22 protein-coding genes are annotated in these 21,078 nt (G+C 67.3%); 12 read left to right on the forward strand and 10 right to left on the reverse strand.

The window, feature by feature from the left end; all coding sequences use genetic code 11:
- Window positions 1-11: 11 nt before the first annotated feature.
- The 3 genes from ACTJI2_RS09685 to ACTJI2_RS09695 are packed head-to-tail and all read left to right on the forward strand — an operon-like array spanning window position 12 to window position 2,795.
- On the forward strand, window positions 12-626 hold the full coding sequence (locus tag ACTJI2_RS09685; RefSeq protein ID WP_440841957.1) for a Hemin transport protein: 615 nt from the start codon (window positions 12-14) through the stop codon (window positions 624-626).
- A complete protein-coding gene (locus tag ACTJI2_RS09690) occupies window positions 623-1,573 on the forward strand; it encodes a DUF6607 family protein (protein ID WP_440841958.1) in 951 nt (316 codons plus the stop codon). The genes ACTJI2_RS09685 and ACTJI2_RS09690 overlap by 4 nt, the downstream gene beginning before the upstream one ends.
- 7 nt (window positions 1,574-1,580) lie before the next feature.
- Window positions 1,581-2,795 carry an MFS transporter gene (locus ACTJI2_RS09695; RefSeq protein WP_440841959.1) on the forward strand — a complete coding sequence of 405 codons (1,215 nt, stop codon included), beginning with the start codon at window positions 1,581-1,583 and terminating at the stop codon, window positions 2,793-2,795.
- Window positions 2,796-2,873: 78 nt separating this feature from the next.
- On the opposite strand, the gene ACTJI2_RS09700 is transcribed toward ACTJI2_RS09695, so the two are convergent.
- The 3 genes from ACTJI2_RS09700 to ACTJI2_RS09710 are packed head-to-tail and all read right to left on the reverse strand — an operon-like array spanning window position 2,874 to window position 5,683.
- Window positions 2,874-4,238, reverse strand: coding sequence for a PDZ domain-containing protein (locus ACTJI2_RS09700; protein WP_203322360.1), 1,365 nt, complete (start codon window positions 4,236-4,238; stop codon window positions 2,874-2,876).
- 28 nt (window positions 4,239-4,266) lie between these two features.
- A complete protein-coding gene (locus tag ACTJI2_RS09705; protein WP_440841960.1) occupies window positions 4,267-5,124 on the reverse strand; it encodes a hypothetical protein in 858 nt (285 codons plus the stop codon).
- Window positions 5,117-5,683, reverse strand: a complete 567-nt coding sequence (locus ACTJI2_RS09710; RefSeq protein WP_183644022.1) for an RNA polymerase sigma factor — start codon at window positions 5,681-5,683, stop codon at window positions 5,117-5,119. The genes ACTJI2_RS09705 and ACTJI2_RS09710 overlap by 8 nt, the downstream gene beginning before the upstream one ends.
- A 125-nt stretch (window positions 5,684-5,808) precedes the next feature.
- On the opposite strand from ACTJI2_RS09710, the gene ACTJI2_RS09715 reads away from it, so the two are divergent.
- The 5 genes from ACTJI2_RS09715 to ACTJI2_RS09735 all read left to right on the forward strand — a co-directional run bounded on the left by ACTJI2_RS09715 (window position 5,809) and on the right by ACTJI2_RS09735 (window position 9,406).
- Window positions 5,809-6,774, forward strand: a complete 966-nt coding sequence (locus ACTJI2_RS09715; protein ID WP_183644837.1) for an SPFH domain-containing protein — start codon at window positions 5,809-5,811, stop codon at window positions 6,772-6,774.
- A 1-nt stretch (window position 6,775) separates the two neighbouring features.
- On the forward strand, window positions 6,776-7,207 hold the full coding sequence (locus ACTJI2_RS09720) for an NfeD family protein (RefSeq protein WP_183644019.1): 432 nt from the start codon (window positions 6,776-6,778) through the stop codon (window positions 7,205-7,207).
- A 188-nt stretch (window positions 7,208-7,395) separates the two neighbouring features.
- The gene (gene gcvT, locus ACTJI2_RS09725) at window positions 7,396-8,505 is read left to right on the forward strand and encodes a glycine cleavage system aminomethyltransferase GcvT (protein WP_318288592.1); all 1,110 of its coding nucleotides are present in this window, start codon (window positions 7,396-7,398) and stop codon (window positions 8,503-8,505) included.
- 105 nt (window positions 8,506-8,610) lie between these two features.
- Window positions 8,611-9,006: a glycine cleavage system protein GcvH gene (gcvH, locus tag ACTJI2_RS09730; protein WP_141453884.1), complete on the forward strand. Its 396-nt coding sequence runs from the start codon at window positions 8,611-8,613 to the stop codon at window positions 9,004-9,006.
- A gap of 148 nt (window positions 9,007-9,154) precedes the next feature.
- A complete protein-coding gene (locus ACTJI2_RS09735; protein WP_318288593.1) occupies window positions 9,155-9,406 on the forward strand; it encodes a hypothetical protein in 252 nt (83 codons plus the stop codon).
- A gap of 54 nt (window positions 9,407-9,460) precedes the next feature.
- On the opposite strand, the gene ACTJI2_RS09740 is transcribed toward ACTJI2_RS09735, so the two are convergent.
- On the reverse strand, window positions 9,461-9,811 hold the full coding sequence (locus ACTJI2_RS09740; RefSeq protein ID WP_183644009.1) for a hypothetical protein: 351 nt from the start codon (window positions 9,809-9,811) through the stop codon (window positions 9,461-9,463).
- A 222-nt stretch (window positions 9,812-10,033) separates the two neighbouring features.
- Between ACTJI2_RS09740 and ACTJI2_RS09745 the strand changes: the two genes are divergently transcribed.
- Both ACTJI2_RS09745 and ACTJI2_RS09750 read left to right on the forward strand, forming a co-directional pair.
- Window positions 10,034-10,483, forward strand: a complete 450-nt coding sequence (locus ACTJI2_RS09745; protein WP_235996652.1) for a hypothetical protein — start codon at window positions 10,034-10,036, stop codon at window positions 10,481-10,483.
- 109 nt (window positions 10,484-10,592) lie between these two features.
- Entirely contained in the window at window positions 10,593-11,132 is a 540-nt protein-coding gene (locus ACTJI2_RS09750; protein ID WP_183644003.1) for an SRPBCC family protein, read from the forward strand.
- A 73-nt stretch (window positions 11,133-11,205) separates the two neighbouring features.
- Here the strand turns inward: ACTJI2_RS09750 and ACTJI2_RS09755 are convergent, their stop codons facing one another.
- Both ACTJI2_RS09755 and ACTJI2_RS09760 read right to left on the reverse strand, forming a co-directional pair.
- Window positions 11,206-12,582, reverse strand: a complete 1,377-nt coding sequence (locus ACTJI2_RS09755) for a serine hydrolase domain-containing protein (protein WP_440841961.1) — start codon at window positions 12,580-12,582, stop codon at window positions 11,206-11,208.
- 178 nt (window positions 12,583-12,760) lie between these two features.
- Window positions 12,761-14,362, reverse strand: coding sequence for a GMC family oxidoreductase (locus ACTJI2_RS09760; RefSeq protein ID WP_440841962.1), 1,602 nt, complete (start codon window positions 14,360-14,362; stop codon window positions 12,761-12,763).
- A gap of 214 nt (window positions 14,363-14,576) precedes the next feature.
- Between ACTJI2_RS09760 and ACTJI2_RS09765 the strand changes: the two genes are divergently transcribed.
- Together ACTJI2_RS09765 and ACTJI2_RS09770 are read left to right on the forward strand one after the other, a co-directional pair.
- Entirely contained in the window at window positions 14,577-15,944 is a 1,368-nt protein-coding gene (locus ACTJI2_RS09765; protein ID WP_440841963.1) for an NTP/NDP exchange transporter, read from the forward strand.
- 180 nt (window positions 15,945-16,124) lie between these two features.
- Entirely contained in the window at window positions 16,125-16,472 is a 348-nt protein-coding gene (locus ACTJI2_RS09770; protein WP_192197340.1) for a DUF1304 domain-containing protein, read from the forward strand.
- A gap of 84 nt (window positions 16,473-16,556) precedes the next feature.
- Here the strand turns inward: ACTJI2_RS09770 and ACTJI2_RS09775 are convergent, their stop codons facing one another.
- Genes ACTJI2_RS09775 through ACTJI2_RS09790 form a run of 4 tightly spaced genes read right to left on the reverse strand, consistent with a single transcriptional unit; the run spans window position 16,557 to window position 20,912 of the window.
- Complete coding sequence (locus ACTJI2_RS09775; RefSeq protein WP_183643987.1) at window positions 16,557-16,949, reverse strand: hypothetical protein; 393 nt, start codon at window positions 16,947-16,949, stop codon at window positions 16,557-16,559.
- Window positions 16,950-16,953: 4 nt separating this feature from the next.
- Window positions 16,954-17,436, reverse strand: coding sequence for a hotdog fold domain-containing protein (locus ACTJI2_RS09780; protein ID WP_183643985.1), 483 nt, complete (start codon window positions 17,434-17,436; stop codon window positions 16,954-16,956).
- A 54-nt stretch (window positions 17,437-17,490) separates the two neighbouring features.
- Window positions 17,491-19,968 carry an acyl-CoA dehydrogenase gene (locus ACTJI2_RS09785; RefSeq protein ID WP_440841964.1) on the reverse strand — a complete coding sequence of 826 codons (2,478 nt, stop codon included), beginning with the start codon at window positions 19,966-19,968 and terminating at the stop codon, window positions 17,491-17,493.
- A complete protein-coding gene (locus ACTJI2_RS09790; protein WP_440841965.1) occupies window positions 19,965-20,912 on the reverse strand; it encodes an alpha/beta fold hydrolase in 948 nt (315 codons plus the stop codon). The genes ACTJI2_RS09785 and ACTJI2_RS09790 overlap by 4 nt, the downstream gene beginning before the upstream one ends.
- Window positions 20,913-21,078: the final 166 nt, after the last annotated feature.

Consider the following 21,078-nt stretch of genomic DNA (forward strand, 5'->3'; position numbering starts at 1 on the left):
CGGAAGTCCGGATGCCGGGCGATTGGCGGGAGGCCGCGCGCCTGCCGCACCCGCGTCAGCTCGCTGCGCTGGGCGCGGTGCTGTGCCTGTACCGCGCCGAACATGGCGGCGAGCTGGCCGGCTGGCAGCAGGCCGCCAGTGTTCGGGTCCGCGCCGGCCTGGACAGCGACTGCCTGCGCGAATCGCTGCAGTTCCTCGACGCCGGTGGCCGTTGCTGCTGGCGCCTGTTCCTGCTGCCCGACAGCGACTTCCTGGCCTGGGACCGCCTGTTGTCGCGTTGGCCGGAAGAGGCCGGCGCGGAATCCGCGGCCGGTGTCGGCGAGCGCTTGTGGCGCCGCCTGGCCGGCCGCCTGCGCGGCGAGCAATGGCGAGCGGCGATCCTGCGTCTGCATGAACTGCCGGGCGAGGGCGGACGTCCGGTGCTGGCCGCCAGCCTGGCGCGGCTGTCCCCGCTCGGCGCCGCCACCGCGCGCGCGATTGCCCGCAACGAGGGCATCGATGATGAAACCCTGTCGGACGAGTGCTGCTGTCTCTCGTCCGCACCGTCGCGAATCCGCGACATGCCACACGGTAGCTACCCGGATGCCGTGATTTCCTGGAAGCCAAACGAGAGAACCCACGCATGAAATTCCTGTCTCTTATCCTCCTGCCGATGCTGCTGGCCGATGCCGGCGATGCCGCCGCGCAGAATGCCGATCCCGCCCGTGACCGCCAGTCGATCCTGGCCATGCAGGGCGAGTACACCGTCGATTTCGCCTTCGATGAAACCGTGTTGCTGCAGCCTGGCTACGAGCGCCAGGCGGCCATGCGCAGCGGTGGCGACGAGACCGTCATCGTGGTCGAGGACACCCCGCACCGGATCGTCCTGCAGCACATCCTGGTGGATGCCAAGAGCGGCCACGTCACCAAGCACTGGCGGCAGGACTGGATCTATGAGGCCCCGCAGCGCTTCGAATTCAGTGCGGATCAGACCTGGACCCGCCAGGCCATTCCTGCCGAGGTGACCCGTGGCGCCTGGACCCAGTGCGTCTACGAGGTCAGTGATGCGCCGCGCTATTGCGGCACCGGTCGCTGGGACTACCGCGAAGGCCATCCGACCTGGACCAGCGACCTGTCCTGGCGTCCGTTGCCGCGTCGCGAATACACCCGTCGCAGCGACTACAACGCGATGTCGGTGATCAATCGCCATACCCTGACCCCGGGTGGCTGGACCCATGAGCAGTTCAACACCAAGGTGCTGCGCAAGCCCGATGGCAGCGAAGTGCAACTGGCGCGCGAGTTCGGCTTCAACGATTACATCAAGACCAAGGACATCGACTTCAAGCCGGCGTACGAGTACTGGAAGGGCACGTCTGACTACTGGGCCCGCGTGCGCACGCGCTGGGAGCGCTTCCTCGAGCGTGATACCGGTGTCCACCTCAAGACCAAGATCGACGGCATGGCGATGATCATCCCGCTGTTCACCCAGGCTGGCGAAGCACAGGAAGGCAAGGCGGTAAGCGATGCGGAAATCGACAAGGTGTTCGCGGCGTGGGTGGAACCGGCGCCGGCTGGCAGCACCGTCGCCAGGTAAGTCTTCGATGTCCGCGCCGTCGGCGCCGCCGCTGAAACTGCTGCCGCTGATCCTGGCCAACGCGGCGTGCATGATGGCGATGAACGCGTTCATCGCCCTGCTGGCACCGCTGGCGCGGACATTGGCGCTGAACGAATGGCAGGCAGGGGCGTCGGTGACCGTGGCTGGCGTGCTGTGGTTCCTGCTGGCGCGGCCATGGGGAAGGCTGAGCGATCGCTGGGGACGCAAACGGGTGATTGCCACCGGCATCGCCGGTTTCGCGGCGGCCTATCTGGCGCTGGCGGCCGGGATCCATTGGGCCCTGCTGACGCTGCCGGGAATACTGGCGGGTTTCCTGCTGCTGCTGGCGGGGCGCGGCGCGATCGGCGCGTTCTACGCGGCGATACCCGCGGCGGCCAACGCGATGATCGCCGACCGCACGCCGGTCGAGCGGCGTGCGGCCGCGATGGCGACGCTGGGCGCCTCCAGTGCCATCGGACTGGTGCTCGGCCCATCGCTGGCCGGCTGGCTGGTGGGCGGGGGACTGGTGTTGCCGTTGTATGCGATGGCGGGGCTCGCGGTGGTCGCCCTGATCGTCGCGATATACGGACTACCCGGAGGCGACGCGCCGCTGGCGCCGCGTGACGCGACGCCGGTGCGGATGAGGGACCCGCGCCTGCGGATGCCGGTGGTCGTCGCGCTGGTGGCGATGGGCAGCGTCGCCATCGCCCAGATCTGCGTGGGGTTCTATGCGATGGATCGCTGGGGGTTGTCGCGCGAGCACGCCGGACGCGTGGCCGGCTATGCGCTGACGGCGGTCGGAGTGGCGCTGATTGCCGCGCAGGTCGGCGTGCGCCGCCTGCAATGGCCGCCGCATGTGTTGATCCGGCGTGGCGCGGTCGTGGCGATGCTGGGATTCCTGGTCGCGGGCTTCACCGCGGCGCCCTGGCAACTGATCGCCAGCTACTTCGTGATGGCGCTGGGAATGGGGCTGGTGTTCCCGGCATTCTCGGCGATGGCCGCCAACGCGGTGGCCGCGCACGAACAGGGAACCGTCGCCGGCACCGTATCCGCCGCGCAGGGTATCGGGATGGTGCTGGGACCGCTGGCGGGGACGCTGCTGTACGGCATCGCACCGGCGGTGCCGTTCGTGGTCGGCGCTTTGATGTTGGCGTCGATCGCCTTTTGGGTCGGCACGGCCCGCGAGCCCGCCGTTGCCCGGCCTGCCGACGAAGCGGCGTGAGCCTGCCGCAGCGCTGAAAAAAAATGCCCCGGAGAGCTCCGGGGCAGGGGATTCACACGAATGTTCTTGTCGGAATACTCAGACCGGCACGCCCGGTGACGGGGGCGGCGGCGGCGCAGGCGGTGCCTTGGGCATCGCAGGCGCCCGCGGCGCCGTTGGTGGCGTGGGAGGCTGCGGGAAGGGCGCTCTGGCGTCGCCGCTGTATTCGTGGATCCGACCGTCGCGATCGACCATGACCACCTGCTGACGGCGGTTCGTGATCACGGCCGCAGGCGCGGGCGGTGCCGGCGGGGTGGGCACCGCAGCCGCGGCGGGGGGTGTTGGTGCAGCGGGAGGCACGGGTGAAGGGGGCGTCGGCGGCGCCGCCGGCGGAGCGGGCGGCGTGGGGGGAACGGGAATCCGCAGCGGCGTGGCGCGCGGAATCCGGACCGAACTGGTCGCGGTCCGGCGATCGCGCAGGTATTCCACCTTGACGGCGCTGTCGGCCGGTTTTCCGCGCAGGGCTTCCATCACCTCGCGCGGCGTCGCCACGTCCCGGCCTTCGATGCGGCGGATCACGTCGCCCGCCTGCAGGCCTTCCAGTTCCGGTCCGGTCGACAACACCAGCACACCGCTATCGGTGCCGAAGTAGCGACCCAGTTGCGGATCCACCGACGACAGGTTCAGTCCGTTCCAGCGATAGGCTTCGGCCAGCCGCGGCATCAGGCAGTCCTTGCCGTCGGTGCAGTCGGTGAGTTCCCGTACCCGCATCAGTTCACGCTGGATGTCCGGCGTGATCGCCAGCTCGGCCGGGTTGAAGTCGAAGGTGCCGAAGTCGAAGTTGTCGATGGTCGCGAAGCCCTCGTCTTCCGGTGACAGGACGATGCGTGTCCCGCGTTCGCCGGTGGAACCGTCGTCGGTGAAGACCAGCACCGGCCGGCCGGCCTGAGGCGTGACCTGCACGTCATGGGCACCGCCGTCGCGCTGGAACGAGATCTTCACCGGCACGTCCACCTTCAGGCTCGACAGCGCAGCGCGTGCGTTTTCCAGGCGCTGTTCCGGCGTGCCACCCGCGATCGCCTTGCCGTTGATCTTCAGCAGCTGATCGCCGGAGCGCAGGCCGACCCGCGCCGCGCCGCTGTCCGGGGTGACGCCGGTGACGCGGACGCCGGTCCTGGCGTCCGGCGCCAGCAGCACGCCCAGCATCGGCCGGCGCTCGATGCGCTGGCGCATCGCCGCCATCTCTTCGCTGCGCGAGAGTTCGGCCAGACGCCGCGCCGCACGTTGTAGATCCTCGCGCGCCGATTCCAGTTCCTTGCGCTGCGCTTCGCGCGCGGCGGCGGATTGCACGTCGCCCGCCTGCGCCCGCGCGGTCCGGGCGCTGTCCTGGGCCTGGGTGGCGAAGGCCATGCCGATGGCGATGGCGAGCGCGGCGGCGCTCAGGTTTCGGATCTTGGATTTCATGATCACCTCGGGTTGTTCCTCGTGTTCCTCAATAGACCTGGGCGACCGTGCCATCGGCGCGGTACCCATTGGCCGCCATCCAGCGCTGGGTGCCTTCCACGCCCGTCAGCCGCTGCAGGACGGCGACCCGCTCGCGCCACAGGTCGACGCGGGTATCGGCGGACAGTTCGGGCTGCGACAGGGCGACGTCGATACCGGCCATGCGCTCGTTCAGGGCCGCGCTCAATGCCATGGCGGGGCCGCTGGCGACGCGGTCGTCGCGGATCTGCGAGAGCAGTGCTTCCAGGCGCGCGGATTCGGCGTACAGCGTTTCCAGTGCGGCGGGTGAACCACTCGTCGCCGTGTCCCCGGCCTCGGGCGCGGGCGCCCGATTGCCTGCGTTGGCCAGCGCGCTGTCGGCGGTTTGCCCGTCGCGTGCGCGCGCGTTGGAAGCGCGTCGGCGCTCGGTCGCTTTGGGCGATACCGAACCATGCTGCGGATCTGTCGTTGCCAGCGTCGTGTCGCGCGGGACAGTGTCCGCAAGCGGCGCGGGGGGCGGTGCATCCTCTCCGTTCGAAGCGATGGCCGTCGTCGGAACGGGCGATGGCGCGGGAGACACGACCGGCGTCGCGGGAGTTCCCGCCGGTGACGTGTCAGCGGGCGTGCGCGCAACCGTCGTCGCCGACGACGGGTCGGGCGAGGTGTCGCGCCACGGCACCGCCACCGCGAGCGCCAGGCAGGCGGCGGCCGCGGCCGGAATCCAGACACGCGCACGCGAACGGCGTGCCGGCAGGGCCGTGGCGACCCGGCTCCAGCCGCCGGAGGGCGGGGTTTCCAGCGGCAAGGCGGCGAAGGCCTGGCCCCAGTCCTCGGGAGCCGGGCTCCCCGGTTGGCGTGCGTCAGGCATGGGCGGGTTCCTCGATCTGCAGCAGCGCCCGCAGGCGGCGGGTGCCGCGCGAGAGCTGCGATTTGGAAAAGCTGGGGGTGCGTTGCATCAGCCGGGCGATTTCCTCGTGCGTATAGCCTTCGGCGTGGTACAGCCACAGCACGCTGCGGGTCGCGGCCGGCAGCGCGCCGAGCGCCCGCTGCAGCAAGGCGGCATCGGCGGCGGCGGGCGGCAGGCGGCCGCCGTCTTCCGGCAAGTCCTCCTCGTCCATGGCGATCTCCATGTCGAAGCGGCGGTTGCGGCGCAGTTTCATCAGCGCCTCGTTGACCGCGATCTGGCGCAGCCAACCCCAGAACGGGCTGCCGCCGCGGAAGTCGTCAAGGTGGTGGAAGAGTTTCAGCATGGTGTCCTGCAACACGTCGGAGGCTTCCTCTCGATCGCCACAGATGCGCAGCGCCAAGGTGAATACGGGCCGCTCGAACCAGCGGTACAACTGCTCGAAGGCGTCCTGCCGCCCCGCGCGGGCGCGGGCCAGGAGGGTGTCGGGCACGTCGATGGCAAAACTGGATACGGGTGGCATGCATTCATCCAGATGCCGGGGGTGGCAAAAGGGTCGCAGCCGGAATCACATTTGCCAGATCCCGGACCGGCGGTACCCCGGGGCCGTCTATACTCCCCTATAACTAAGGACAGAAGGGGGTAATGATGTTTTCTTCGGGTCTGACCACGTTCGTGGTCATCGCAATCGCCATCTTCATCGTCGTCACCTTCCTCAAGGGCGTGCGGGTGGTGCCGCAGGGGTACGAGTTCACCGTCGAGCACTTCGGCAAGTACACCCATACGATGTCCCCCGGGCTGCACTTCCTGATTCCCTACATGCAGGGCGTGGGACGCAAGGTCAACATGATGGAGCAGGTCTTCGAGGTGCCTTCCCAGGACGTGATCACCAAGGACAATGCCGTGGTGAAGGTGGACGGGGTGGTGTTCTTCCAGGTGCTGGATGCGGCCAAGGCGGCCTATGAAGTGGCCAATCTGGACCAGGCGATGATCGCGCTGGTGCAGACCAACATCCGTACCGTCATCGGTTCCATGGACCTGGACGAGTCGCTCAGCCAGCGCGAAACCATCAACGCCAAGCTGCTGGGCGTGGTCGATCACGCCACCAGCCCGTGGGGCGTGAAGGTCAACCGCATCGAGATCAAGGACATCCAGCCGCCGCGCGATCTGGTCGATTCGATGGCGCGGCAGATGAAGGCCGAACGCGACAAGCGCGCTTCGATCCTGGAAGCGGAAGGTTCGCGCCAGTCGGAGATCCTGCGTGCCGAGGGCGAGAAGCAGTCGGCGATCCTGGAGGCCGAGGGCAAGCGCGAGGCCGCCTACCGCGAAGCGGAGGCACGCGAGCGCCTGGCCGAGGCGGAAGCCAAGGCGACCTCGCTGGTGTCCGAGGCGATCGCCAAGGGCGACGTGCAGGCCATCAACTACTTCATCGCGCAAAAGTACGTGGAGGCCTTCAAGGAACTGGCGACGGCGCCCAACCAGAAATTCGTGTTGATGCCGATGGAGGCCAGCGGCGTGATCGGTTCCATCGCCGGCATCGCCGAACTGGCCAAGGACGCGTTGAGCCAGCAGCAGGCGTCGATCGCCTCACGGCCGCCGCGTATCGGAGGCTGAGATGAGCCTCAAGTTCGCGATCTGGGCCGGCGCCGCGCTGCTGCTGTTCGCGGCCGAGACGATGGCGCCGGGAGCTTTCATGCTCTGGTTCGGTTTCGCCGCCACGGCGATGGCGGTGGTGGTCCTGCTGCTGCCGGAACTGGGCTGGCTGTGGCAGGCGATCCTGTTCTCGGTGTTCGCGGTCATCTCGGTCGGGATCTACCTGAAATGGTTCCGCGGGCGTGGCCGCCGCAGCGATCAGCCGCTGCTGAACCGGCGTGCCGAACAGCTGATCGGGCGTGTGCTGGAACTGGACCAGGCCATCGCCGGCGGCCTGGGACGGGTCAAGGTGGACGATGCCTTCTGGTCGGTCAGCGGTCCGGACTTGCCGGTCGGCGCGCGCGTCCGCGTGATCGCCGTGGACGGCATGGTCCTGAAGGTGCAGGCGCACTGACCCGTGCGCCACCGGCCGGGCCGTGTGCCCGGCCGGCGCGCCGAATCTCGGCTATCCGCCCGTCCGGAAACCCATTCCCCGGATGTCTTCCCTCGCACCGTTTCAGGCCTTCGCCGCACCATGCGGCGGCGTCGGGGGCATGGGCGCTCCCCATCTGGGATAATGGCGTTCTTTGCCCGGGAGCGGCCATGACCAAGAAGACCATCCTCAACGACACCCATCGCGCGCTCGGCGCCAAGATGGTCGATTTCGGCGGCTGGGACATGCCGATCCACTACGGCTCCCAGATCGAGGAGCACCACCAGGTGCGTCGCGACGCCGGCATGTTCGACGTCAGCCACATGACCGTGGTGGACCTGCATGGTCAGCGCACCCGTGAATTCCTCCGCCATCTGGTCGCCAACTCGGTCGACAAGCTGAAGGTGCCGGGCAAGGCGCTCTATACCTGCATGCTGGATGCCAGCGGCGGGGTGATCGATGATCTCATCATCTATTTCATGGACGACGCGTTCTTTCGCCTGGTCGTCAACGCCGCCACCCGCGACAAGGACCTGGCGTGGATCCAGTCCCAGGCCGCCGCGTTCGACGTCGAAGTGAGGGAGCGTCCCGAGTTCGCGATGATCGCCGTGCAGGGCCCGACCGCCCGCGCGAAGGTCATCGGCCTGCTGCGCGAATCCGATCGCGCCGCCGCCGACAAGCTGTCGCGGTTCGCCGCGGTGCAGGCGCAGAGCACGGCCGGCGTGCCGCTGTTCGTCGCCCGCACCGGCTACACCGGTGAGGACGGTTACGAGATCGTCCTGCCGGAACAGGACGCGGTCGGGTTCTGGAACGCGCTGCTGGAAGCGGGGGTGAAGCCTGCCGGCCTCGGCGCCCGCGACACCCTGCGCCTGGAAGCGGGCATGAACCTGTATGGCCAGGACATGGATGAATCGGTCTCTCCCTACGAGGCCGCGCTGGCCTGGACCGTCGCCCTGGACGCGGGCCGCGACTTCATCGGCCGCCCGGTGCTGGAGCAGCAGAAGGCGGATGGCGCGCCGCGCCAGATGATCGGCCTGGTGATGGACGAGAAGGGCGTGCTGCGGCACGGCCAGAAGGTCCTGACCGCCAACGGCGATGGCGAGATCCTGTCGGGCACGTTCTCGCCCACCCTGGGCAAGGCCATCGCCTTCGCGCGCGTGCCGGCCGGCGAGCCCGGTGTGGTCCGCGTGGACATCCGCGGCAAGGAAGTGCCGGTGCGGGTGGTGAAGTTCCCGTTCGTCCGCGACGGCCAGGCCCAGCCCGGCGTGCTGGGCGAATGACACGAGGGTGGCCCGGCTTCGGCCGGGCCACTTTCATGCCCGGCATAAGCAGCTAAACTAGCGTCCTCTTTCCCGCCCACCCGTTACAAATCCGGAGTAGCCAACATGAGCGAGATTCCCGGCGATCTCAAATTCCTGAAGTCCCACGAGTGGGCCCGCGCTGAAGGCGATCGCCGCGTCACCGTCGGCATTTCCGATCACGCGCAGGGCCTGCTCGGCGACCTCGTCTATGTCGAACTGCCGAACGTCGGCGACCGCGTCGAGGCAGGCAACGCCAGCGCCGTGGTCGAGTCGGTGAAGGCGGCGTCCGACGTGTACAGCCCGGTCACCGGCAAGGTGATCGAGGTCAACGCGGCGCTGGCCGACAAGCCCGAAACCATCAACGAGGATGCCTATGGCGAAGGCTGGATCTTCGTGGTGGAAGCCGAGGAGCCGGAGCAGCTCAACGAGCTGCTGTCCCCCGACGACTACGCCGAGCTGCTGGAAGACGAGGACCACTGAGTCCGGCATCTTCACCCAGCCTGGACCGGCCGCCTCGCGCGGCCGGTTTTTTTTTGCCTCCCCGTCCGGCAACGTCGTGACGGACGGGAGGCGCGATGCAGGTGAATCGGGAGCGCGGCGTCCGGAGCCGGGTGACGGAATTCCGTCGATGGTTTTCTTCCATGCCTTGCCGCGGGCGATCCGATCGTCGACGCGAACGGTGCCGACGACGGTGCCGGACACGACCGGCGATGCCGCCAGACGGATGCCGGCATGCATCGTCGGCCATCCATCCGACGTCGTCGAAGCGTCGTCGGACGACCGCGAAGACGGTCGCGAAAGCGGATTTTTTTTGCGCAGATCCGCGCAATCGGGCTTGTGCGCCGCCCCAAACCGGACCGCCCAGCGGAAAAATTTTTAGGTGCCGTTTAGCCCTCCGACGGCAGCTCCGCGATGCTGTCGCGGGGAGCGCGAATCACGATCCGGATTCCGCATCAGGCGAATGCATGTCAAAAAAGCGCTCGTTTTTGCGCTTTTTTTTTCTTGCCGCTTCAGCGCCGACGTTGCTGGCGGGATCCGTTACCGCGATTTCCCATCCTCGTTCGCCGCCATCCCGGCGGGCAGGCGGCGGCGGCGGCCCCAAAAAAATTTCGCCGAGGTGTTGACACGTCCAAAAACCGTGATTAGGTTTCGCGCAGCAGAGAGTGCTGCGGAAGCGAGTGAGTCGGATCAATACGACAGCGCGAGTGACAACAAGGCCAATCGTCCCAGCCCAGGCAGCGGCGGACGCAGGGCTCGCTTCCCCCGAAAAAATGACCAGCACCATCCATTCCGCACCCGTGTCGCCCGGCGACCCGGGTGTTTTCGTATTTGTAGGGGACCACGTCAGAAGGGTCCCGACAAAAGAATCCGGTTCAACGCGCCTGGCGCGTCGACGGTTGCCTGCGGGTCCGACTCCCGCGGCGAATTCCGCAACTGGGCCTGCCTTCGGGCAGAGGTGTCGTACCCCGATGTACCCAATCCAAGTTCACTGACGAGGAGCCATCACATGGCAATGAAGAAAGCTGCTAAGAAGAAACCTGCCAAGAAGGCCGCCAAGAAGGCGACCAAGAAGGCAGCCGCCAAGAAGACCGTGAAGAAGGCCGCCAAGAAGGCTGCCAAGAAGGTCACCAAGAAGGCCGCCAAGAAGACCGTGAAGAAGGCTGCCAAGAAGGTTGCCAAGAAGCCGGCCAAGAAGGCTGCGAAGAAGGCAGCGAAGAAGACTGCGAAGAAGGCCACCAAGAAGGCTGCCAAGAAGGTCGCCCGCAAGCCCGCGAAGAAGGCTGCGAAGAAGGCCACCAAGAAGGCTGCCAAGAAGACCGTGAAGAAGGCCGCCAAGAAGGCTGCCAAGAAGCCGGCCAAGAAGGCTGCGAAGAAGGCCGCCAAGAAGCCTGCCCGCAAGTCCAAGAAGAAAGCGGCTCCGGTCGCGCTGCCGGCCACCCCGGCTCCGCTGATCTAAGCCAAACCCCGATTAGCCGTATCCATCAGACTCTCTCCCTGTGCCCAGCAGGGGGAGAGTTTTTTTTTGCGCGGGATTAAGCTGGCGGCCGTCGAAGCGGAGGAATGACATGAAGTTGCTGAAATGGGCCCTGGGCATCCTGGTCGTGCTGGGCGTGGTGCTGGTGGCCGGAAGCCTGTTGCTGCCGGCGCGCACCCACGTCGAACGTTCCATCACCATCCAGCGGCCGCCGGCGGAAGTGTTCGCCACCCTCAATTCGTTCCGCCGCTTCAACGAGTGGTCGCCCTGGTTCGCCGCCGATCCGCAGGCCAAGTACACCTACGAAGGCCCCGCCGAAGGCGTGGGCGCCAGCATGCGCTGGTCCGGCAATCAGGCGGTCGGAACCGGCAGCCAGCGGATCACCGGCAGCCGCGCGCCGGAGCAGGTGATCGTCGCCCTGGATTTCGGCGGCCATCCCTCCGTCGCCACCTACACGCTGGTGGCCGAGGGCGGCAACGCGACCCGGCTGACCTGGGCCTTCGATACCGAACACGGCTACAACCCGATATCGCGCTGGTTCGGCCTGCTGTTCGATCGCATGATCGGCGCCGACTACGAGCGTGGCCTGGGCCAGCTCAAGACCGTGCTGGAGCAGGCGCCCGCGCGCTGATCGAATCCGCGGTCCAAAACCGGCGCGCCCCGCGGATAGCGGGGCGCGTGCGGAACATCGCGGGTGGTGGACGTCAACGCGGTGAGGCGGTTGCCTGGCTGGCGGCGGCGCCACTCTTGTTGTCCGGCTGCGGCGAATCGGCCATCAGCAGATCGCTGGTATCCATCGGCGTGTCCAGCCACTGCTGTGGCGGCAGGCCCATCGCGCGGTCCAGGATCGTCGGCAGCAGGCCGGACGGGACCGAGCTGTCGCTGTTCCAGAGGATGGCGATGCCCAGGTCGCGTTCGGGCACCAGCGCGACCATGCCGCGATAACCCTGCACGGCGCCGGCGTGGAAGACCACCGGATGGCTGGCGTAGTCGAACACGCGCCAGCCCAGCGCGTAGCCGGCGGAATAGATCCGATCGCGGCGCCAGCCGGCGCGCATCTCGCCCGGCGTGGGTACCAGCGAGGCATGCAGCGTGGCCAGCAGCGGCGCGGGCAGCACGTCCTGGCGATGCCCGGTCTGCGCGACCAGCCACTGTGCCATGTCGCTGATGCTGGCGTTGACACCGGCGGCCGGGGCCAGCCGGTAGTAGGTCGGTTTGGGCGTCAACGCGACCCAGCCATTGCGGCTGCGCACGTGCGGACGCGCCCAACGCGCGCTGTTCTCGATGCCCTCCAGTCCCAGGCTGGCGTCGTTCATGCCCAGCGGCTTGAAGATGCGCTTGTCGACCGCCTGTTCGTAGAAACCGCCGGTGGCGGCGAACACCACGTCGCCGAACACGCTGAAGGCGACGTTCTGGTAGGCGTAGCACTGGCCGGGCACGCAGCTCATGGGCGCGTAGGCCAACTTCTGGGTCACCGCGTAATAGTCGGCATTGCCCTCGATGTCGCGATCGAAGGCGTTGTGGGCCTGCAGGCCGACCCGGTGGCTCAGCAGATCCGCCACGGTCACCTGGCGGGTCGCCATCGGATCACTGAGGCGGAAGTTGGGCACGTAATCGGCCACCCGGCTGTCCCAGCGCAGCGAGCCGTCGTTGACCAGCAAACCGGCGAGGGTGCCGGCGAACGCCTTGGAGAGTGACGCCAGCCGGAACACGGTGTGTCCGTCGATCGTCTGCGGCGCGCTGACGTCGGTGACGCCATAGCCCTTCGCCGTCAACACGCGGCCGTTGTGGACGATCGCCAGCGCCAGGCCGGGAACGCGTTCGCCCAGGGTCAGCTGTTGCGCCATGGCTTCGAAACGGGCGACGTCGAAGCCAGGCGCGAGCGCGGGTGCGGTCGCGGCGGCAACCGTGGCGGCTTGAGCGGCGGGAACGGAAGTCGTGGCGGTCGGGGCCGGCGAGACGGTGCGGGCGGCGCCGACGGGCGGCGTCTGGGCCGTGGAAGCCAGCGTCAGAGGTATCAGCAGTCCGAGCAGCCCAATACGGAACGGGCGCAACGGCCGCCGAGTTACCTTCTTCTTCATGTACTGATCGCCTGCGCAACGGTTGCTGGACGCGATAATAACGTTGCTGTTTCAGATTGCACAAATGGCGGCAACTTCCGCACGCATGTCGTTCATCTAGTTGAAGATCCGGGTGTCGTCCGTCGCATTTTCGGCGCGCCCTGTTCAGCTCCCTGAGCAGGCATTTTCAGCGGGTAATTCAGTGCGCAACGCGAAGGGGATCATGGCCACGGATGAGGTCGGCAGCACGTTCGGCAATCATCATCGTCGGCGCGTTGGTGTTGCCGCCGATGAGGGTGGGCATCACCGAGGCATCGATTACCCGCAGTCCGCCGATGCCGTTCACGCGAAGCTGCGGATCGACCACCGCGTTGCCGTCGTTGCCCATCCGGCAGGTGCCGATCGGGTGATAGACCGTCTCGGCCTTGGCGCGCACGAATGCCGCCAGCCCGGCGTCGTCCAGATCGTCCCGGACCGGGAAGATCGGCGTGCCGCGATAGTCGTCGAACGCACGCTGGGCGAACAGCTCGCGCGACAGCCGCGCGCATTCGATCATCATCTTCAGATCGAAGCCCTCGGGATCGCTCAGGTAGTTGGCTTCGATGCGGGCCGGGGTGCGCGCGTCCGCGTCCTCCAGGCGGATGCGGCCGCGACTGCGTGGACGGAGGAAGCAGGCATGCAGCGTATAGCCGTCACCGGCCAGGCGATGCCGCCCGTGGTCGTCGAGCATGGCCGGCACGAAGTGCAACTGGATATCGGCATGCGGGTCGGGGGCCAGCGACGAGCGAACGAATGCGCCGGCTTCGGCGATGTTGCTGGTGCCGGGGCCGCGATGCCCGCGCAGGAAATAGTCGAAGGCCGTCTTCAACTCGCTGGTACGGTCGTAGGTGACCGGCCGGGTCGAATGCCGCAGCGTGCAGATATCCAGGTGATCCTGCAGGTTCAGGCCGACCTGCGGCGCGTCCATCCGTACCGTGATGCCGTGCTGGCGCAGATGATCGGCCGGTCCGATCCCGGACAGCATCAGCAACTGCGGCGAATTGATCGCGCCTCCGGCCAGCAGCACTTCCCGCTCGGCGCGCACCCGGATCTCGCGGCCGCGGTGGGCATAGGCCACGCCGACCGCGCGGCCGTCCTCGATCAGGATGCGGCGGGCGAGGGTGCCGGTGCAGACTTCCAGATTCGAGCGGTGCCGCACCGGATGCAGGTAGGCCACGGCCGAGGAGCAGCGCGCGCCATCCTTCTGGGTGACCTGGTAGAAACCGAAACCCGATTGCGCCGGCCCGTTGAAATCGTCGTTGCGGGAGTAGCCGGCCTGTTGTCCGGCCTCGATGAAGGCGGAGGACAGTGGGTTGGTGTAGCGCAGGTCGGACACGTGCAGCGGGCCGTCTGCGCCATGCAGCGCGTCGGCGCCGCGGCTGTTGCGCTCGGAGCGCTTGAAGTAGGGAAGCACGCCCTGCCAGTCCCAGCCCTCCGCGCCTGCCGCATCCCAGCGGTCGTAGTCCTCCGGCACGCCGCGGACGTAGCACATGGCGTTGATTGAACTGGAGCCGCCCAGTACCTTGCCGCGCGGCCACCACAGGCGCCGGCCGTCGAGTTGCGCTTCCGGCACGGTGTCGTAGTTCCAGTTCACGCCCTTCTGGCCGACCAGCCTGGCCAGTCCGGCCGGCATGTGGATGAAGGGATGCCAGTCGCGGGGGCCGGCTTCCAGCAGCAGCACGCGGCAGGCGGGATCTTCGGAGAGGCGGTTGGCAAGCACGCAGCCGGCCGAACCGGCACCGATGATGATGTAGTCGTACACGTGGAAGCCTGCAACCGGGATGGATCGAAGCTATCGGGCGGGGATAGAGCAAATGCTCGGCGGGCCTCGACCAGATGCGCGCCTTCCGCAGCGATGGAACACAGCGGCGCCTGAAAACGCTGGCGATGTTGCAGTGCATCGGATACCTTGCGCGCGTGACGCCGGCCGCAGTGCCCGTCCTTCCCATCCCGGCGGCCAGGCGACGGCAATCCGCATGAATTCTCCCGCTCACGAAGCCTCCCGTCCCACCGGCTTTCGCCAGGTGATTTCGCAGTTGGGCGTGGATTCCCCGGCCCTGTGGTGGTCGCTGCTTTATTTCTTCTGCCTGCTCAGCGGCTACTACGTCCTGCGCCCGGTACGCGACGCGATGGGCGCCTCGGGCGATGTCGCGGCGGTGTTTCCCGCCCGGTTGATCGGCTGGGCGGGGCAGTATGGCATCGACCTCAAGGACTTCACCCTGCAGGTGCTGTTCACCGGCACCTTCGTCTGCATGGTGCTGCTGCAGCCCATCTATGGCGCGCTGGTGTCGCGATACCCGCGGCGGGTGTTCCTGCCGGTGGTGTACCTGGCCTTCATCGCCTGCCTGGGGTTCTTCTACTGGGCCTTCAACCGGGAACTGCCGGGACGCGGCGCGGCGTTCTTCATCTGGGTGGCCGTGTTCAACCTGTTCGCGGTCTCGGTGTTCTGGAGCTACATGGCCGACGTGTTCGACAACGAGGACGCCAAGAAGGTCTACGGCTATATCGGCGCCGGCGGCACCACCGGCGCGCTGGTGGGCCCGACGATCACCAGCCTGCTGGTCGAACGCATCGGCGTGGGCAACCTGCTGCTGGTCTCGGCGCTGTTCCTGGCGGTCTGCCTGCTGTGCATCCTGCGCCTGCGGCCGTGGGCGGTGCGCCGCGAGCAGCGCAACCGCGAGGCCAGCGGCGAGGATGCGATGGGCGGTTCGGTGCTGGCCGGCCTGCGGCTGGTCTGGCGGGATCCGCTGCTGCGTTCGCTGGCGATGCTGATGTTCTTCGGGGTCGGCGTCGGCACCCTGCTGTACAACGAGCAGGCGGCGATCGCGCGGCAACTGGCGCAGGACGCTTCGCGGACCGCGTATTACGCCAACCTGGATCTGGGCGTGAACCTGCTGACCATCCTCGTGCAGGTATTCCTGACCCGTTGGCTGCTGCGCCGGTTCGGCATCGCGCCGCTGCTGCTGATACCGGCCACCGCCATCCTGCTGGGCTACGCGCTGCTGGCGGCCGCGCCGCTGCCGGCGCTGATCTGGGTGGTCCAGGTGGCGACCCGCGCGGGTGAGTTCTCGCTGGCCAAGCCGGCCCGCGAAACCCTCTACACCCGCGTCGATCGCGAATCGCGCTACAAGGCCAAGGCGGTCATCGATACCGTGGTCTACCGCGGCGGCGATCTCAGCTTCGTCTGGTTGCACAAGGCGCTGTCCGCGCTGGGATCCAGCGTGGTGTTCCTGGTCGGTATCGGCGTGGCCGCCGGCATGACCCTGAGCGCATGGCGCGTGATCCAGGCGCAGCGCCGGTTGCCGGAACCGGCGCCGGTCGCCGCCGAGGGCAAGGCGGACTGAGGTGGGGACAACGGTGGACGGACCGGCAAGACCGTCCAGCCAACGCCTGGAGACCGGGCACGGCGCCGCCCTCGCGTTCGCGCCGATGTCCCGGTTTCAACAGGAACCGCCTGAACATGCGCGCGACGCGCGCGGGCTCATTTGGCTATCCTGTCGAGGCCGCCGCGCTGGACGAGAAACATGCTGATTGCCGTATCGCTGAGCTTCCTGGTCGCCCTGCTGCACCTGTACTTCATGGTGCTGGAGATGTTCCTGTGGACGCGCCCGATAGGCCTGAAGACTTTCCGCAATACACCGGAGAAAGCGGCGATCACGCGGGTGCTGGCGGCCAACCAAGGTCTCTACAACGGCTTCCTCGCCGCCGGCCTGCTGTGGGGACTGCTCAGCCAGCAATGGAACGTGGTGGTGTTCTTCCTCGTCTGCGTGGTCGTGGCCGCGCTGTACGGCGCCTACAGCGTGAGCCGGCGGATATTCTTCGTGCAGGGCATCCCCGCCGTCGCCGCGCTTGCCGCCATCTTCTTCGGCTGAACCGGCTTTTCCTTGCAGGAGCGACGTCAGTTGCGACCGAGTGCCGTCCGGGATGACGATTTCCGGTCGCGACTGACGTCGCTCCTACAGAAAAGACAGGCCCAGCGGCAGCGCGAACAACAGCGCTCCCAGCACGAACAGTGCGGTCAGCAGGTGCAGCAGCCAATGATGGCGCCGCAGGAACACGAACTGTTCGATCGTCCGCCCGATCCAGAACAACGCCATGAAGGCCAGTACCGCGCGTCCCAGTCCGCTGTCCTGCAGTTCGCCGGTGAAGGCGAAACAGGCCGCGCCGATGCCGAGGAACAGGTAGATCAGGCGGAGGTTGAGGATCTGGGTGATCGCGCGGGTGGCGAATCCGACCCGGGCCAGTTCGTCCTTCCAGCGGAACAGCTTCCAGAAACCCAAGTGGAACAGGGCGAAGCCCAGGCTGTGGACGCCTGCCAGCCGGACCAGCCAGTCGCCCGCGGCTTCCATCAGGTCAGACGCCGGGGCTTGCCGGCCGCGGCGACACCCACATCGCGATGCGTGCGCGGAATACCGCCTCGCCCTGCGGATTGCTCACCACCACATCCATCGGCAACTCGTAGCCCTCTTCCGCGGCGTGCGGCGGGAAGGCGGGAGTGGCGACCGCATGCATCGTGCCGACCGCCTTCTTCAGGTATTCCACGGTCATGCCGCGCGGAATCCAGCGCATCGAGGCCGGGATGCTCACATCGGTGGTCAGGCCGCCGACGAATTCGGCCAGGTTGCACAGGGCGATGGCGTGCACGGTGCCCAGATGGTTGGTGACGCCGCGCCGGTGGGAAATGGTCGCCTCGCCGCGGTTCGGTTCCAGCCGGGTGATGCGCGGGCGGATGCTGGCGAAGTAGGGCGCCTTGAAACAGACCAGGCGCGAGAACAGCCAATGGCCGAATGGCCGCGCCGAGAGTCTGCGGTACATCGACAGGACGGATGCGCTCATGGGGTCTCCATGCAAGGACGGCGAGCCGAAGCTCGCCGTCGCGGGTGTTGCGGGTCAGGCCGCGGCGCGTGACTTGTCGCCGGGCTGGTGTCGATCGTAGTAGCTGGCCGCGCGCAGCTCGTGCGCATCGAAATCGTCGACGGTGATGGTATCCAGCGTCATCGTGCGCAGTTCTTCCAACTGCTTGCGCTCTTCCGCGGTGATCCAGCCTTCGCGCACGCCCTCGTCCAGCTGGCTGGCGAAGTCCAGCGCCTCGATGCCCTTGCTCTTCAGCGCCTTCAGGAACTTGCGCTCCACCGGTTCGGCCAGCACGGCCTTGGCCAGATAGCTGTTGATGCGGCCGGCCGGATTGTTCTCGCACGGGGTGGTGAAAACGCCCTTGGCCAGGCGATCGCGTGCTTCGTTGGGCGTCATCAGCAGGGCGGCGGCACGGTGGCCCAGGCGATCGCCCGGTGCGTGCGCGCGGCGGCCCCACGGGAAGATCAGCGCCCACATCAGCCAGCCGACCGGACGGATCGGGAAGTTGCGCAGCGCCGCTGACAGCGACAGTTCGATCTGGTGCACGCTGTCGTGGAAGGCCCAGGCCAGCAGGGTCCGATCCGCCGCCGGCGCGCCTTCGTCGTGGTAGCGCTTGAGCATCGCGCTGGTCATGTACAGATGGCTCAGCACGTCGCCCAGGCGGCCGGACAGCGATTCCTTGAACTTCAGCTTGCCGCCCAGCGTCAGCATCGAGATGTCGGCCATCAGCGCGAGGTTGGCGGAGTAGCGATCCATCTTGCGGAAGAAGCGGCGGGTGTACTCGTCGCCCGGGGCCGCGCCGATGCGCGAAGCGGTCAGGCCGAACCAGAACGAACGCACCGCGTTGGAAATCGCATAGCCGATATGGCCGAACAGGTTGCGATCGAACTCGTTGGTACCGGCGACGGTATCCGGATTCTGCGCCGCCTTCATTTCCTTCAGCACCCACGGATGGCACAGGATCGCGCCCTGGCCGAAGATCAGCAGGCTGCGGGTCATGATGTTGGCGCCTTCCACCGTGATCGCGATCGGCGAGGCCTGCCAGGCGCGGCCGACGAAGTTGCGCGGCCCCAGGATGATGCCCTTGCCGCCGACCACGTCCATCACGTCCTTGACCACGTCGCGGCTCATGTTGGTGCAGTGGTACTTGGCGATCGCCGACGGCACCGCCGGCTTCTCGCCACGGTCCACGGCCGCCGCGGTCGCCTGCGACAACGCGCTGATCGCGTAGGCCTTGCCGGCGATGCGGGCGAGCGCTTCCTCGACGCCTTCGAAACGACCGACCGACAGGCCGAACTGCTTGCGGATGCGCGCATAGGCGCCGGTGACGACCGCGCCCATCTTGGCACCGCCGCTGGCGGTGGAGGGCAGGGTGATCGAGCGGCCGATCGACAGGCACTCGCTGAGCATGCGCCAGCCTTCGCCGATGCCCTTCTCCTCGCCGATGATCTGCGACAGCGGCAGGAACACTTCATGCCCGCGCACCGGGCCGTTCTGGAACGGCGAGTTCAGCGGGAAGTGGCGGCGGCCGACTTCCACGCCCGGGGTTTCGCGCGGCATCAGCGCCAGGGTGATGCCCAGATCGCGCTTGTCGCCCAGCAGGCCGTCCGGGTCGTACATGCGGAAGGCCAGGCCGATGATGCTGGCGATCGGCGCCAGGGTGATGTAGCGCTTGTCGAAAGTCAGCTTGATGCCGACTACCTTGGCTCCGTCCCAGTCACCCTCGCAGACGATGCCGTAGTCCGGAATGGAGGTCGCGTCGGAACCGGCGAACGGACCGGTCAAGCCAAAGCACGGCACCTCGCGGCCGTCGGCCAGGCGCGGCAGGTAGTAGTCCTTCTGCTGCTCGGTGCCGTAATGCATCAGCAGTTCGCCCGGGCCCAGCGAGTTGGGCACGCCGACGGTGGAGCTGACCACGCTGGAAACCGAAGCCAGCTTCTGGATCACCTTGTGGTGGGCCAGCGCCGAAAAGCCCAAGCCACCATAGGACTTGGGAATGATCATGCCGAAGAACTTGTTCTTCTTGATGAACTCCCACATTTCCGGCGGCAGATCGGCGTGGACGTGGGTGATTTCCCAGTCGTTGGTCATCCGGCAAAGATCTTCCACCGGACCCTCCAGGAAGGCCTGCTCCTCGGCCGTCAGTTCGGGCTTCGGCTGGGACAGCAGCTGGTTCCAGTCCGGATCGCCGGAGAACAGTTCACCCTCGAAGCCGACCGAGCCGGATTCCAGCGCGATGCGCTCGGTCTGCGAAAGCGGCGGCAGGATCTTGCGGTAGAAGGTCAGCAGCGGCGCGGTGATCAACGGCTTGCGGATGGTCGGAATCAGCAGCGGGACGGCGATGAGGGCCACGATGACCGCGGCGATGATCGTGGCGGTCGGATTGGCGCCGAGCAGCCAGCAGGCTACCAGCAGGGTCGCGGTGATCGCCGCCCAATAGGCCAGCCGCAGGCGGTGATAGGCCGCGAACGCGCCCGCCAACAGGAAGGCGAGGAAGGGGGCTAGGATGCTCATGGACTTGCTCCGGTTGCGGATCCGCTTTCGGCGGACGATTCGGTGGGGGCTGGCGCGAAGGACGCCTGCGGCGACCGCAGTTCGGCCAGGTACTCGAGTACGGCGGCGGTGAAGGTGTCGTTGTCGTCGCCGGCCACCATGTGGGTGGCGTCCGGCAGATGGACGTGCCGCGCGTGGGGAACCAGCGCGCGGAACTCCTCGACGGTCCTTGCGGAGACCAGGTCGCTGCGTCCGCCGCTGATCAGCAGGATCGGACAGCGGATGCGGCTGGCGGCCTCGGCAAGGGCATCCTGGTGCTGCTCGCTGTCGCGGGCCAGTTCGTCGATCAGGCGCGGGTCCCAATGCCAATGCCAGCGGCCGTTTGCGTCCGGACGCAGCAACGCGCGCAGTTCATCCGGCGATTTGCGGTTGCGGCGGTGCGGCAGGTAGGCGGCGATGATGTCGCTGGCCTGTTCCGGGGACTCGAAACCGTAGGGAAACGCGGTCATGAAACCGAGGATGCGCTCCAGGCCAGCCGATTCCCAGCGCGGGGTGATGTCGACCAGCACCATCGCCCGCAGCAGGCCAGGCCAGCGCGATTCGGCGATCAGGCCGAACAGCCCGCCCATCGATGCACCGACGAGGATGGGCGCCTGGGCCTGTTCGCCGGCGACGATGATCAGATCATCGGCGAACTGCTCGCCGGCGTAAGGCAATTCGGCCGGATTCCGTTGCGAGTCACCGTGCCCGCGGGCGTCATAGGCAAGGCCGGCATAGCCCTTCGCGGCGAGGACTTGCGCGGTCCGCGCCCAGGCATGGCGGGTCTGGCCAAAGCCATGCGAGTAGATCAATGCGGGTTCCGCCTGCAGCGGGGCGGGTGAAGCGAACCGGCTGGCAGCGAGCCGCAGATCGCCGGCTCCGGTCAGCCCCAGCGCTTCGCCGACACCGGTTGCGGAGAGGGACATGGCAGGAGAGGAGGCATTGACCATACGGGCTAGTATGGGCTTGCCGGTTTAGAGCAGTCAATCGGTCGGCGGGATTCTTCGCCATCGCAAGCGTTTGATTTGGCGAAAGTTTTGTTGCATCGCAGCAAACGTACTCCAACAAACTTCGCCGTATGGTTAAATGGGG

The sequence above is a fragment of the Pseudoxanthomonas sp. 22568 genome (genome assembly GCF_052044485.1).
Lineage (GTDB): Bacteria > Pseudomonadota > Gammaproteobacteria > Xanthomonadales > Xanthomonadaceae > Pseudoxanthomonas_A > Pseudoxanthomonas_A beigongshangi.